At 41.7% G+C, this 13,602-nt stretch carries 12 protein-coding genes; 7 read left to right on the top strand and 5 right to left on the bottom strand.

From position 1 onward, the window contains the following. Positions 1–80: 80 nt before the first annotated feature. From M9194_RS12390 to M9194_RS12410, 5 genes are all read left to right on the top strand, one after another. Entirely contained in the window at positions 81–401 is a 321-nt protein-coding gene (locus tag M9194_RS12390) for a YebG family protein (RefSeq protein WP_250612960.1), read from the top strand. Between the two features lie 595 nt (positions 402–996). Beyond that, positions 997–1,698, top strand: a complete 702-nt coding sequence (locus tag M9194_RS12395) for an AzlC family ABC transporter permease (RefSeq protein WP_250612961.1) — start codon at positions 997–999, stop codon at positions 1,696–1,698. Between the two features lie 316 nt (positions 1,699–2,014). Further along, positions 2,015–3,022 (top strand): LeuA family protein, encoded by a 1,008-nt coding sequence (locus M9194_RS12400; protein ID WP_250612962.1) that lies wholly within the window; start codon positions 2,015–2,017, stop codon positions 3,020–3,022. 122 nt (positions 3,023–3,144) lie between these two features. Next, complete coding sequence (locus M9194_RS12405; RefSeq protein ID WP_250612963.1) at positions 3,145–4,008, top strand: sugar phosphate isomerase/epimerase family protein; 864 nt, start codon at positions 3,145–3,147, stop codon at positions 4,006–4,008. A gap of 8 nt (positions 4,009–4,016) precedes the next feature. Continuing rightward, a complete protein-coding gene (locus M9194_RS12410) occupies positions 4,017–5,006 on the top strand; it encodes an FAD-binding oxidoreductase (RefSeq protein ID WP_250612964.1) in 990 nt (329 codons plus the stop codon). 259 nt (positions 5,007–5,265) lie between these two features. On the opposite strand, the gene M9194_RS12415 is transcribed toward M9194_RS12410, so the two are convergent. After that, entirely contained in the window at positions 5,266–5,742 is a 477-nt protein-coding gene (locus tag M9194_RS12415) for a GNAT family N-acetyltransferase (protein WP_250612965.1), read from the bottom strand. A gap of 396 nt (positions 5,743–6,138) precedes the next feature. Between M9194_RS12415 and M9194_RS12420 the strand changes: the two genes are divergently transcribed. Both M9194_RS12420 and M9194_RS12425 read left to right on the top strand, forming a co-directional pair. Next, a complete protein-coding gene (locus tag M9194_RS12420; protein ID WP_250612966.1) occupies positions 6,139–6,891 on the top strand; it encodes a copper homeostasis protein CutC in 753 nt (250 codons plus the stop codon). Between the two features lie 193 nt (positions 6,892–7,084). Beyond that, positions 7,085–7,999: a VirK/YbjX family protein gene (locus tag M9194_RS12425; protein ID WP_250612967.1), complete on the top strand. Its 915-nt coding sequence runs from the start codon at positions 7,085–7,087 to the stop codon at positions 7,997–7,999. Positions 8,000–8,038: 39 nt separating this feature from the next. On the opposite strand, the gene phoU is transcribed toward M9194_RS12425, so the two are convergent. Genes phoU through M9194_RS12445 form a run of 4 tightly spaced genes read right to left on the bottom strand, consistent with a single transcriptional unit; the run spans position 8,039 to position 13,447 of the window. Next, a complete protein-coding gene (gene phoU, locus M9194_RS12430; protein ID WP_250612968.1) occupies positions 8,039–8,737 on the bottom strand; it encodes a phosphate signaling complex protein PhoU in 699 nt (232 codons plus the stop codon). 21 nt (positions 8,738–8,758) lie between these two features. Then, on the bottom strand, positions 8,759–9,577 hold the full coding sequence (pstB, locus tag M9194_RS12435; RefSeq protein ID WP_250612969.1) for a phosphate ABC transporter ATP-binding protein PstB: 819 nt from the start codon (positions 9,575–9,577) through the stop codon (positions 8,759–8,761). A gap of 2 nt (positions 9,578–9,579) precedes the next feature. Continuing rightward, positions 9,580–11,226: a phosphate ABC transporter permease PstA gene (pstA, locus tag M9194_RS12440; RefSeq protein ID WP_250612970.1), complete on the bottom strand. Its 1,647-nt coding sequence runs from the start codon at positions 11,224–11,226 to the stop codon at positions 9,580–9,582. A 25-nt stretch (positions 11,227–11,251) separates the two neighbouring features. Then, complete coding sequence (locus tag M9194_RS12445) at positions 11,252–13,447, bottom strand: ABC transporter permease subunit (protein ID WP_250612971.1); 2,196 nt, start codon at positions 13,445–13,447, stop codon at positions 11,252–11,254. Positions 13,448–13,602: the final 155 nt, after the last annotated feature.

Here is a 13,602-nt window from a genome sequence, read left to right on the forward strand (position 1 = left end):
CATAGCGAGTCTAGACTCATACATGCAAATGCTGTATAAAAAAACAGTGATTCTAAACTGACTAAATTAGAGGATTAACCATGGCTGTAATCGTGAAGTACGTGGTCGAACGCAACGGAGAAGAAAAGATGACTTTTACCTCTAAAGCTGAAGCTGATGCCTATGACAAAATGCTGGATATGGCAGACGCACTTTTTGATCTAATGGGTAAAAGTGAACTGCTAGAAGACGAAGGGAAGCAAGAAGAGTTGGCCCTTTATCTGGCACAAAACAAAGAAGAGGTGCTTTACGCATTAGGCGCTAAACGCCGCCCAGCGCCAAAAAAACCAAAAGTGGTTGACGATGTAGAAGATCACCAGGATGAAGCGGATGCTTCAGAAAACGAAGAAGATGCTGCGTAAGGCATAGACTTTCGCTGTTCCAGCCCCCCTTTTTAATAAGGGGGTATTTTGCTTTGTATCTATCACCTAGAACTGTCCCACTGTCCCTTTCAAACCACCACACATCAATATACCTAAGTAACTCAAGATACCGGCTTCAGAGCAAATAGATTTTGTACTCTGGTTAATACCTCCGAGACACCTAAGCGTAGATAAAAATTACGTAAATTGTCACAGGTAAGTGAACACAACAAGACGTTCACTAAATGTGGAATAGGCATATCATTTAGTTGCATTGCCCATTGTTTCTCAATTTTGCTTAAGTAAAGTTATTGACAAATATCGCAACTAAAATGCTTATTGATTCGTAAGAATGCAGTAGTTGTTAATAATTACACTCTAGTCTCTGAACTTTATATTAACAGATTACACAGTAATTATATTTTACTACAAACAGAAGACAGAATTGTAAAAGTAAACATATAAAGATATCTCGGAGCTTTAAGGATATTAATAAGCTATGAGAGGATTTTTTATAAAATTAACATAATAGTCATACATTCCATTATATTCCTTGTCATAAATTGGATTTGTGAGAGATAATTAGGAAATAGTCATGAATTTTAAAAAAGGCGTTATTGCATCTATACCGATCACAGTTTCATTCTTCTTTGTTTTTTCGTCTATTGGCAGTATATATCATGATAGAGGCATCAGTTTTTTAAACACTATTATGAGTACAATATTTATTTTTGCAGCACCATTACAAGCCGCACTAGTAAATTTTATCCATTCAGACAATTTTGTTATTGTCGTCGCACTAACAGTTATCATCAACTTTCGCTTTTTCATCATGGCCATGACCGCCAATAACTACTTTTCAGGGGTGCCGAAGTTTAAGCTGTTTCTATCATTAATAACCTTTAGCGCCAGTACATACGTAGTATGTCACTCCCATTTTAAATCTAGTAATACACACAATGGTATATCTCAATACCAATACTACTTGGGTGTCTGCATACCCGCATTTATTGTTGCGATTCTATCAACAGCAATTGGATATAAGCTGCTCTATGGGTTTGAGTATGTAGCCATTCAGGGCTTGGTAACTATGATACTTCCCATTCATTTCTCCGCGCTTTCCGCAAAGTCGTCGAAAGAACCATTCGCTATTCCAATGATAATATTAGGTGCAGTATTAGCGCCAATACTTAATTACATAGATTCCAATACAATCTCAATTCTTGCGCCAATAGTTTCAGGTGTTGTCGTTACGTACATTATTAAAAATAGCAGAATAAAAAAGGATAACGCATGACATTAATTGTATCTTCAATTCTTAGTTATTTACTGAAAGCGCTGCCATTTTATATGAAGGGACTGAGATTTAAAGAAAATAGCTTTCTTTACAAAACGTTTGAGTATGCAGTTTATTTTATAATGGGAAACATAATAATAAACATATCCCTGGATAATATTAGCCTAACGCAACTATATCAAATAAATAATGGTAAACTATTAGCAACTCTTCTAACTCTAATCACCTCATTTGTCATAAGCAAAATTACGGGAAATATATTAGTCAGTTTAATAATTTCTTCTCTTTTCTACTTAGCGGCTAGTTGGAGTTTTACATGAGAACAATAAAATTATTCGACACAACACTGAGAGACGGTGAACAAGGTATTGGGCACCTTCTGAGCACAGAGCAAAAAACCAGACTATTAAAGGAGATGATCAACAAGAAAATAGACGCTATTGAGATCGGAATGGTCACGGATGAAATCAGCCACAACCTGTTCAAACAAGCATCTGATTTTGTTAAAGATACAAACATCGTAGCGCTATGTCGATTACATGAGAAAGACATCATTCGAACAGTCGATGCGCTAAATTGTTTTACTAATCCATCTATTAATCTGCTGTGTATAGGCTCGGAAATACACCTTGAGAAAAAGATGAATATGAGAAAGGCGGACGGGCTAGCACTCATCAGCACTTCTGTCGCACACATCGACCAAGCTGGCTTTAAAGGAACCACTCAAGCGATATTAGAAGATTCGACGAGAGGCAGTCTTAGGCTGTTGCATGACACAATCGAACACTTGATAGAACTTGGAGTAAATAACATCTGTTTCGCCGATACAACGGGGGCCTACACGCCAAATCAAACCAAAAGGTTATTCAACCGATTTGTCGATATGTATCCAGAAGTCGATTTTGGTTGCCATTTCCATAATGACATGGGGCTTGCAGTAGCCAACTCTATTATCGCTATTGAGTGTGGAGCGAAAGAAGTCCAAGTAACGATTGGTGGAGCTGGAGAGAGATGTGGTAATGCTGCTCTGGAAGAAGTTTTAGCCGTTCTAGAAAATTCTGAATATCACAAAAAGAACTTTGAAGTCAGTGCCGACCTAAAAGAAATCATCAATCTGTGTCAGTTTTATTATGACTTATTAGGAAAACACCCACACGATAAAAAGCCTCTCATCGGTGAGCACGCATTTACAACATGTGCAGGTATTCACCAAAGTGCCATTATCAAATCACCAGAAACATACGAATTTATAAACCCTGAAAAATTAGGTCTTAAAAGGCAATTTATTTTTAATCGATTGTCCAGTAATAAAATTCCTAGGTAAAAATATTTATTTAAACACTTAGCCCGTTAAAGATAATTCCAAGTAATTCACGCCGAAGGCTTAGAACTTGGCGAAACTGCATAACGGGTAATCACTGAAAGCCAAATTAAACTGAGGTTAATATGTATATTTCACAGCTACCAAAAAAAATTGGATTTTCAACCAATATTTATGACAATCCTGAAGATATATCCCAGCTCGTGAGCAACCTATCCAATGCCTTTGAGGTGGTTGAGATAGAGTTTGAAAAAGATCTTCGCAGAAAGGTCGACTCCAGCGACGAACATTGGTCCAAACAAAGTAAAGCGTTGAATCAGGAAAAGGAAGAAAAAGGTCTCTACTATTCTGTTCACGCCCCTTATTTAGGGATGGAAACAGATATATCCAACTCGGATGAAATCGTTCGAATCGTCGCGGTTGATTACATCAAGAAATACATCGTAAAAGCCCACGATATTGGAGCAAAGTACTTTACCATTCACCCAGGTTACGTCGAGCATAGTGAGGATGGCATTAGTCATTTCGATTTTTCCCAGCTAAAGAAATCACTCATTGAACTGGTCGATTATAGTAAACACTATGATATGAAAATCCTACTTGAAAACACGGGGGCAGATCGAGACGACTACATTGTCCTCTCCGATGAACAACATGATGAACTGTGTAATGAAATAGGCATAGGACTAACACTCGACCTGGTTCACTTTCACTCTTTCTATTCCCGAAAAAGCAAAGAGGAGTACCTTTCCCATCTCAAGAGGCTGATACCAAATGTCTACAATGCGCACTTCAATGATGTACTAAATGGTGAGCATGTTCATCTACCTTTGATGAAAGGAAACTTTAACTACGACGAAGTATTAAAGTTTATGTCTAAAGAAGGTTTTCAGGGTAACTTTATCTTGGAAGAGTCTGGTGGCGGTTATAGCCCAGAAGCCTTCCTACAGGCCGGTGAGCGCTATATCAAAGAATTGGCCAATGCTTAGGGGGTATTTTGAAATATAAAGTATCCATTGGCCCAGACCATGACTTCCCGACCAATGATGCGCTAACCATACTTGAGGCTGCAAAAGCCTCAGGTATTGAGCTGCCCTATGGTTGTATGGTTGGAGCATGTCGAGTATGCCGAGTTAGATTAAAGACAGGTAAGGTGACGTATAAAAATGACTTCTGCGGCCACCTGACCGAAGAAGAAATTGAAGAGGGTTATTTTCTGCCTTGCTGCTCGATTGCTCAAGACGACATTGAGTTAGCACAAGATACCATCACTAAGGTGCCCAGAGAAGGCGTCGTAGTTGATGACAAAACCATCTGTGGCGATGTGGTGATATTGAAATTAAAGGTATCTAAATTATCTAAACTATCCCCCACTCCAGGCCAATATATTGCCATTGAATGTGGCAATGGGATGCTCCGCTCTTATTCTATCGCCAACATTCCCAAACAAGATGGCTATATTGAATTACACATAAAGAAAAGAATTGACGGAGTATTTTCAGACAAAATATGCAGCCAGCTTAAAAAGAATGACGTGCTATGGATAAGAGGCCCCTTTGGCGACTTCGCCTTAGATACGCTCAATAACAAACCGATAATTTTCATAGCAACTGGTACAGGCTTTGCCCCGATTAAGGCTATGCTTGAGTCAGGAATACTCAATAGAAATCATCCTATTCAACTGTATTGGGGAGGCAGAACGCAATCGGACTTGTATTTCAATGACTCAATCAAACATTTCACTTCGCTCTATACGAATTTCCAGTTTTATCCAACGTTATCTAGCCCCTTGGCGGAAGAGAATTGGGCAGGTCGTACTGGCTATGTACAAGATTGGATAAAGAAAGATAATACGACACTACACAGCCACGATGTCTACGCATGCGGCTCTCAAAATATGATCGAAAGTGCACACACCTTGCTTTCAGAGTCTTGTAACCTAAACCCTGACAACTTTAAAGCCGATATATTTTATGCTCCAAGTTGATTCACATACGCATCAAGTACTAAGGGTAATATGGTGACTTTATTGAGTTCTATCTCTAGAATTAGATAATACTCTCCCTACAGATCTACCCTAACATTCCCCTTTGTTTATCGATATATTTAGGAATGTAAATCTTTAACTCTTTGTAAAAAGTAATCGGCTACGCCTCCCGATAAAAAGAGCAGCCAATTTATCGACATTAAAAATAGCCTAACGATTTTACGTGGGCTATTTCTAAGGATACAGCGACAAAAAACCTTCATTCCGAGACCATATCTAACGATAGACTCATATTAATATAGTCTCTTTTAAACCCTGCTTTTTCGTAGGCTCGTATCGCATTCTGGTTATCGGCGTAAACATCTAAATGAAATTGATAAACATGTTTCTCTTTACTCCATTTTATAAGAGAGTCTATAAGAGACTTATTTATGCCATACCCTCTGAAGTCACTATCTACATACATAAAACCCAGATATGAGTGTTTATCATGCACATGGCACTGCTTAGATTCCCGGATCTCAGCGTAGCCACAGCCAACAAGCTGGCTACCTACTTCTGCAACCATTAGGGCAACGTTCTCAGAAGAAAGTAATGTATTAAGATCGTAATAGGAAATATTAGCCTCTTTAAGGTTTAGATCAAATGGACGTTCAGCTTCTATGACGCGCTGCTCGAACTCTAGTAAAGTAGGGATGTCATCAAGATTAGCTCCCCTTAAAGTTATCTCTAACATATATACCTTCGCATAATGCCTGCAAAATGAGGTAATTATCATACATAACCTTACCCTAATATATCCCCTTGTTCATCGATATACTTTGGGATGTATACCCAAATTACTTCGAGATGCGAGTTTCAGCGAGATAGATAAGACTTCAATGCTAGGCAGGGATGTGAGGCATAGTCATTCTATGGCGAGCATCCCTAACAACGCAGTGAAGCCTTATCTACTCGCCCTTTGGGAGCGGTGTGAGTGACCCACTTTCGCGTCAAAGGCCTTTGACATGGATGGCCATTCCGGCAGACCTTTTCCTTAAATTGGGCCACTCACATCGCTCTGAATCCTGCATCTTGAAGTAACTTGGGTATAAGTCTTTTTATTTTTGTCGAGCAAGGGGAATAAACGAACATGCAATTGGAAGTCTGTGTTGATAATTTCGAATCGATTGATAACGCGGTTTTAGGTGGTGCGACGAGAATTGAGTTGTGTTCATCATTAGCTCTAGGTGGACTTACTCCTAGTGTTGGTTTTATGGAAATCGCTGCAACAAGAGCCGATATTCCCATTTACGCCATAATTCGGCCCAGGCAGGGAGACTTTCTTTACTCTAACGCTGAAATTGAACTAATGCTGCGTGACATTGAAGCCGCGGCGCAGGCCAATCTTCAGGGTGTTGTGTTTGGTGCTCTCAATCAAGACGGCCAAATAGATACGAAGTCAACGAAGCAATTGATCGAAAAAGCACATAGCCTTTCACTTGGCTGTACATTTCATCGCGCTATCGATCTGTGTACTGACCACCTAGCAGCGCTTAAATTCCTCTCAGATTTGGGCTGTGAACGGGTGTTAACTTCCGGATTGTCCGTCTCGGCAGAGCAAGGGATAGACGTGTTAAGACAAATGCAGGAATATACTGACAAAAGTCTAACCATTATGGCTGGCGCGGGTGTAAATGCAGATAACATTAAAAAAATTTATCAATCAACAGGCATTGCTGAGTTTCATATGTCAGGAAAATCACAGAGACATAGTCGGATGAATACCGCGCAAAACAAAGCCAAAATGGGCAATAAAGACTTGGATGACAACCTTATCCCTGTTACTAATTCTAGAGAAATCTCAAGAGCTAAACAACAACTCCAGCAATTAATTTATGATTAATCATCATATTTATTAATGATTGAAAATTTGTATATTTCGCAGTTTCTAATAGCTACTGATATTTGACTATACGGTTTAACGTGCTAGCATTAGTCCGCTTCAGGATGAGCTAAATGGGATTCACGGATTGACTCAACACCAAATTTAGCAAGGTTTGGTGACTATTTACTTTATTTGCTTGGTAAGTTGAGCCATGTTCTTTAATTACGTTAATTATGTAAAAACACTACCTCGAGTCGCTGCCAGTGTGTATCCAGGTGTTCGAGGCATGAAAAAGTTTCGTTACAACGCGAGATTCTGTTTGTGGGCAATGCTAAAGCCAAATGTGCTTAAGCAGATGCAAAGCCTATTTGAGCAACCAGAAATGCGTATTGTGGCAGAGCATCACCCTCGTATCTTTGAAAAGCCTCTAAAACCTTTTGTTTGCCTTAAATGGCGCCCCGATTTGAGAGCGAAAAAGATCAGCGAGCATTTCCAGCTACTACAACAATTGTATGGTCAGGCATTCACTCAATTCTATTCACCAAAAGGCTGGACACTGCTAGAAGTGCTTGATGAGTATAAAATATTGCTTTGCTCAGGCCCAGAGCGTGAAGGCTCGTTAGCGCTAAAATTGGTTGATCAACAAGAAAGAGAGCTGTTTACACTAGCCTTTAATATATCGACCACACCAACTCGAGAAATGAGCATCGGTGCGTTGCAAGGGCCTGGCGATCACATAGAAGATCGTGGCGAGATCATTAAGCATCTAACTCGAGGGCTGCACGGACTACGTCCAAAAGCTTTGATGCTAGAATGCTTGCTTATTCTGGCGCGTTTCTGGCAAGTGGAAACCGTTTTAGGTATCACGAACAAAGGCCATATTTACCAAGCGATACGATATGTTGGCTCTAAACGCTCAAGCATTACTTATAATTACTCAGACCTTTGGGGTGAGTATGGTGGCGAACCGATTTCTAAACACTTTTATAAGCTACCTGTTCATCCGCCTAGGAAAGACCCGAGTACATTGAAGAAAACCAAACGCCGTTTGTATACTAAGCGTTATGATTGGATTGCCACTACCGAGCAATCTATCCAGCAGCGTTTAAATGAACTGACGCAATAGCGTTTATACAACCCAGTAAAGAGTGCCTTCTCGCACTCTTTACTTTAAAACGTCATCGATACTTTGATCGCCGAGATGGCGAATATCTTTACCTTTAACGAAATAGATAATGTACTCGCAAATGTTTTGGCAGCGATCGCCAATCCTTTCTATCGCTTTTGCCGACCACATCACTTGCAGCACACTAGGAATATTGGCCGGATTTTCCATCATGTAGGTAATCAACTGGCGTACTACGGCCTCATATTCTGCATCTATTTTGTCATCAAATTTATATACTTGCGTCGCAGCATCCACATCCATACGCGCAAACGCATCAAGCACTTGATGAAGCATGGATATCGCTTGACGACACAATGGTTCTAATGAGACCTGAAACTTTCGCTCTTGAACACTTTGGCTTTCAATCGCGACGTGGGCAATTTTACTGGCAACATCACCAATCCTTTCTAAGTCGGTAATCGTCTTAATAATGGCCATCACTAAACGCAAATCCTTCGCTGTTGGCTGACGTTTCGCGATAATCCGCGTGCATGCTTCATCTATAAACACTTCCATAGCGTTCACTTTGTGGTCGTCTTTTACCACTTTTCTAGCCAGTTCAATATCTTCTTTGTGCAAGGCTTGCATGGCAAATGCCAGCTGCTGCTCGACAAGCCCTCCCATGGTTAATACATGGGTACGAATTGCTTCTAACTCGACATTAAACTGCCCTGAAATATGACGACCAAAATTCATTGATTCTCCTGCATGAAATGTTTACCCGTAGCGACCAGTTATATAATCTTCGGTTTGCTTTTTCTTTGGTGATGTAAAAATAGAATCGGTATCCGAATACTCTATCAATCTCCCCAAATGAATGAAAGCCGTGTGATCACTGACTCTGGCGGCTTGCTGCATATTGTGAGTCACGATCACAACCGTATACTTGGTTTTCAGATCGTTGATTAACTCTTCAATCGTTAACGTCGAGATTGGGTCCAGAGCCGACGTTGGTTCATCAAGCAACAAGACTTCTGGCTCGATTGCGATTGCTCGCGCAATCACTAAGCGTTGCTGCTGCCCGCCTGATAGCCCGAAGGCATTTTCGTGCAAACGATGTTTCACTTCATCCCACAACGCTGCCGCCATGAGTGAGCGCTCCACCGCATCATCTAAGGTGCGGCTATTTTTTATTCCTTGTAGCCTGAGCCCATAGACGACATTTTCATAAATCGATTTGGGGAAAGGGTTTGGCCTTTGAAACACCATACCAACGCGACGACGAAGCGTGGATACATCAACGGCAGGATCATACACATTCCTACCCTGTAAGAATACTTTGCCATCGACGCGGCAGCCGTCAACAAGATCATTCATCCGGTTGATGCACCTAAGTAATGTTGACTTTCCACAACCTGAAGGGCCAATAAACGCCGTCACTTGTCCTTTAGGAATACGCATTGAAATATCTATTAAAGCTTGCGCTTGACGATAATGAAGGTTGAGATCTTGAATCTCAATCGCGGTGTCTTCGTCACGAAGATTATTGACATCTAACGGAGCTTGATAGCCAAGTGCTTGATTTACTGAAAACATGGTTAGTCTTGCCCCAATACTCGATATTTTTCTCGTAAATTATTACGAATGCTTATTGCTGTTAAGTTTAGACCGACAATCACAGTCACTAGTAAAAATGACGTCGCGTATACCAACGGCCGAGCCGACTCGATATTAGTACTCTGAAAACCAATATCATAGATGTGAAAACCTAAATACATAAACTTCCTATCCAAATGAAGATAGGGGAATTGTCCATCAATCGGTAAGCTTGATGTCAATTTGACCGCACCAACCAGCATAAGCGGAGCCACCTCCCCCGCCGCTCTCGCCACAGCAAGGATTAAGCCTGTCAGCATCGCTGGGGTCACCATAGGCAAAATGATTCGGTAAAGGGTTTCAAACTGAGTGGCTCCCAAAGCCAATGAACCGTGACGTACCGACTTAGGAATGCGGCTTAACCCCTCTTCAGTAGCAACAATGACCACGGGCAACGTCAGCACCGCCAAGGTAAGTGCAGACCACAAGAGACCGGGTGTACCAAAGGTTGGAACGGGAAGTTTTTCAGAATAAAACAGCTTATCAATCGAGGTTCCTATGGTGTAGACAAAAAAGCCTAAGCCAAATACGCCATACACAATAGATGGCACGCCCGCCAGGTTGATGACGGCAATACGTACAATACGTGTCAGCCAATTATTTTTTGCGTACTCGTGCAAGTAGATAGCGGCCACCACACCCAATGGCATCACGATAATAGACATGATAATCACGAGTAGAACGGTGCCAAAAATAGCAGGAAAAACGCCCCCTTCCGAATTGGCTTCTCGCGGGTTTTCAGATAAAAATACCCAGACCTTTTGACACCAGTGAGAGACCTTTTCCAGTAGTGTCATGCGATTGGGATACCAAATATCTAACACATGGCCAAGTGGAATTTTGACTTGTTTGCCAGTCATTTCCTGCATCAGTAAATAGCGCTGATTCACCTCAGCTCGCAATTGATCCACTTTTTTATCGGCTGCATTGAGCTTGTCCAAAAGCACTGTGCGTTTTTGGTGGTATTGCGCTAAATATTGATTGTTTATTTTACCTTCTAACTCTTTACGCTTCTTATCTAACTGCAGGTTCTCCAGTTTCGAAGCGTACTGTTTAATATTGCGGTTAATGATTGAATGTATTTCATCTCGAACCGTTTGCACATAGGTAATATCAGGGGCCAATTGAACCGACAAGTTTTTCGACACGCTACCATCTTGATTGACAATGCCAACCGGCTTTCCGTAGAAATCACCGTTTTCTGTTCGCTCTACCACAGCGAGATCTTTAGGTGTCGTGCGCGACGCAATATTAATTGCTAGCAGGTGAACAAAATCGGCCGAATACAATTCTCTATTGGCTATTTTGACACTCAAACGCTTCACAACGCCTTGAGCTTGGATCTCTGGCGGAAAAGAAATATCCATTTCTTTCAAATGGCCAATAGGGACATAATCGGTATTGTATAGCTGCCCCACTAAAGTGTGCCCGTCATTCGTTGTCCACTGGTATAAAGGAGCAGGCCAAAAGTATGACAAGCCTTTCCAGCCAATAAGCAGCAATAGGCCCAGCACAGACAATAAACTGATGCTGACAGCGCCACCTGTTAACCAAATCCAAGGCGCACCTAGATTGAACCACTTTGACATGCGACTTGACTACCTCCGACTCACATTACATTGCACGATATTTTTCCCTCAAGCGTTGCCTCACCCACTCGGCAAGTGAGTTTACAGCAAAGGTAAACATAAGCAGTATCAGTGCAGCTAAAAACAATAATCGATAGTGTGGGCTGCCGACTTCCGACTCAGGCATTTCGATAGCAATAGTTGCCGATAAGGTTCTCATTCCCTCTAAAATATTCCAATCCATAATCGGTGTGTTCCCTGTTGCCATGATGACGATCATCGTTTCACCAACCGCACGTCCTAGCCCCATCATAATGGCAGAAAAGATCCCCGGGCTTGCAGTTTGCAATACGACATGAACCAAGGTTTGCCACGGCGTTGCGCCTAACGCTAGTGAACCATCTGACAGGTGTTTGGGAACGGAAAATACTGCATCTTCAGCGATGGTAAATATAGTGGGAATAACGGCAAATCCCATCGCAAAGCCCACCACCAAGGCATTGCGCTGGTCAAAATCAATGCCATGATTCGCCAGATACACCCTAATGTCGCCATGAAACAGCCATGACTCTATCATTCCGCTATGATCAAGAAGCAGATAAGTGAACAAGGCGATGAGAGGCATCAAAATCAATGGATGCCAACCATTTGGGAAACGGTGCGTAATCGCATTCGGTAACCACCTCCAGCCAAAACCCACCAAAACGATAAACGGTGGTAACAGCAACATGGTCACAACAATCGCTACCAAATGACTTTCCACAATTGGCGCAAACCATAACCCCGCTAAGAAACCGATGATAACCGTTGGCAAAGCTTCCATTAGCTCAATAGAAGGCTTGACGATACGACGCATAGGCGCAGACATGAAGTAAGCGGTATATATGGCTCCACATACCGCAATCGGTAAGGAGAACAACATGGCAAATAACGCTGCTTTAAGTGTGCCGAATGTCAAAGGCATTAAGCTGAATTTAGCTTCGTAGTCATGGCTTGCAGAAGTCGTCTGCCAAACGTACTCAGGCTTGGGGTAGCTTTCATACCACACCTTATCCCACAACGACGAAAATGATATTTCTGGTGCATAGGAATCGACTTTTGCTATTGCGATTCGATGATGGTTGAAAGTGACGAGATACTCTTCATTCTTCGACATCGCCGCAAGCTCAGGGGGCTCGGAGACAATTCCTTTAAATGGCAGCACTTTTTTAGTAGTGGTGTAATAGCTTTTTATCTCTCCACCTTGATAAAAACCATAGAAGCCTTTGCGATAGGCATCTGGCAGGATAAAGCTTAGCTTGTCAGATGACTTGAAACTGCGGATGAACGTCAGTGACCTCTGCTTGTTCTTTAGTACATCAAACCACTGAGAAATTTGGCCATTTTGGTCTGTCACTATAAGCGAATAAGCACCCGCAAGTAGCTGCACATTTCTGACCGATACTCCTTGCACACCTTGAGACAAATCGACGTTTTCTCTAATAACAAATTGATCGCCCTTTCTTTTCGCAACCGTAAGCATCGAGCCTTGGCGGATATATACGGTTTGTGAGTCAGGCGTTACTAATATTTGGCTTACATGGTCGTAATGACTAGCAAAGTTGAAATGACCGACTTCTTGGTCTGATGTGTACCAGCGCACCTCGATAGAGCCGTCGAGATAGTACCCCACTAAGGTTAAGATGCCTTTATCGACAGAAAACGCGAGTTTCTCAAGTCGAGTGTTTGGTTTGGAGAAATTCACCTTTTTGGAGGCGTAGAAATAGTTCACTTCAGGCTGGAGCTCAGGTAGTTTCTGTTTGTACACATGAGTAAATGAAGGCTTTATCAATGTGACCTGATCATCTTCGTCGACCAATGCCAGCCAACCACTGCGCGGTGTTCCCTTAACTAGATCACGAATTGGCTTCGAGACGTTAAAAGAAGACACAACGCCCGCTTGGTGTTCATCAACATTAAAAAAGCTTAACGAGCCCGTAGGTGACAAAAGATATACGTCTTGTCCTGAATTGTTTATACCTATGGCGAGCGGTGGGTGTTGGCTTGATATCTGGCTTGATACTGTAGGAGTGATGGTCGTGCTAGAAAATAATGGAATGACCATTTTCACCAAATAGACAAAAATCAGGATCAGAGCGGCAAGTACCGCTAAGCCGCCACATGTCACCATGGCTTTTGCTACTTGGTCCTTGAGTAATCTTTTCCTATCTTTCTCCCGGAGTGAAATACCTGATCTCGCCATTCATTCCTCTATCTAAATTTTCGCAGCGTCATACTAGGAGTCTTAAGTGACAATTATATTACAACCTGTAATAAATTACTGAAAACAATGAAAGTATATTGCTCAGATATGACAAAAGAATGGATACGGATCGAAAGGCAAAATCTGATACATTA

It is taken from the genome of Vibrio sinus (assembly GCF_023634645.1).
Taxonomy (GTDB): Bacteria; Pseudomonadota; Gammaproteobacteria; order Enterobacterales; family Vibrionaceae; genus Vibrio; species Vibrio sinus.

What these genes read in the sequence shown, in the direction of transcription:
- M9194_RS12445 (WP_250612971.1), bottom strand. Translation starts at nt 13,447, where the DNA reads ATGGCGAGATCAGGTATTTCACTCCGGGAGAAAGATAGGAAAAGATTA.
- M9194_RS12425 (WP_250612967.1), top strand. Translation starts at nt 7,085, where the DNA reads ATGTTCTTTAATTACGTTAATTATGTAAAAACACTACCTCGAGTCGCT.
- pstA (WP_250612970.1), bottom strand. Translation starts at nt 11,226, where the DNA reads ATGTCAAAGTGGTTCAATCTAGGTGCGCCTTGGATTTGGTTAACAGGT.
- phoU (WP_250612968.1), bottom strand. Translation starts at nt 8,737, where the DNA reads ATGAATTTTGGTCGTCATATTTCAGGGCAGTTTAATGTCGAGTTAGAA.
- M9194_RS12400 (WP_250612962.1), top strand. Translation starts at nt 2,015, where the DNA reads ATGAGAACAATAAAATTATTCGACACAACACTGAGAGACGGTGAACAA.
- M9194_RS12420 (WP_250612966.1), top strand. Translation starts at nt 6,139, where the DNA reads ATGCAATTGGAAGTCTGTGTTGATAATTTCGAATCGATTGATAACGCG.
- pstB (WP_250612969.1), bottom strand. Translation starts at nt 9,577, where the DNA reads ATGTTTTCAGTAAATCAAGCACTTGGCTATCAAGCTCCGTTAGATGTC.
- M9194_RS12395 (WP_250612961.1), top strand. Translation starts at nt 997, where the DNA reads ATGAATTTTAAAAAAGGCGTTATTGCATCTATACCGATCACAGTTTCA.
- M9194_RS12405 (WP_250612963.1), top strand. Translation starts at nt 3,145, where the DNA reads ATGTATATTTCACAGCTACCAAAAAAAATTGGATTTTCAACCAATATT.
- M9194_RS12415 (WP_250612965.1), bottom strand. Translation starts at nt 5,742, where the DNA reads ATGTTAGAGATAACTTTAAGGGGAGCTAATCTTGATGACATCCCTACT.
- M9194_RS12390 (WP_250612960.1), top strand. Translation starts at nt 81, where the DNA reads ATGGCTGTAATCGTGAAGTACGTGGTCGAACGCAACGGAGAAGAAAAG.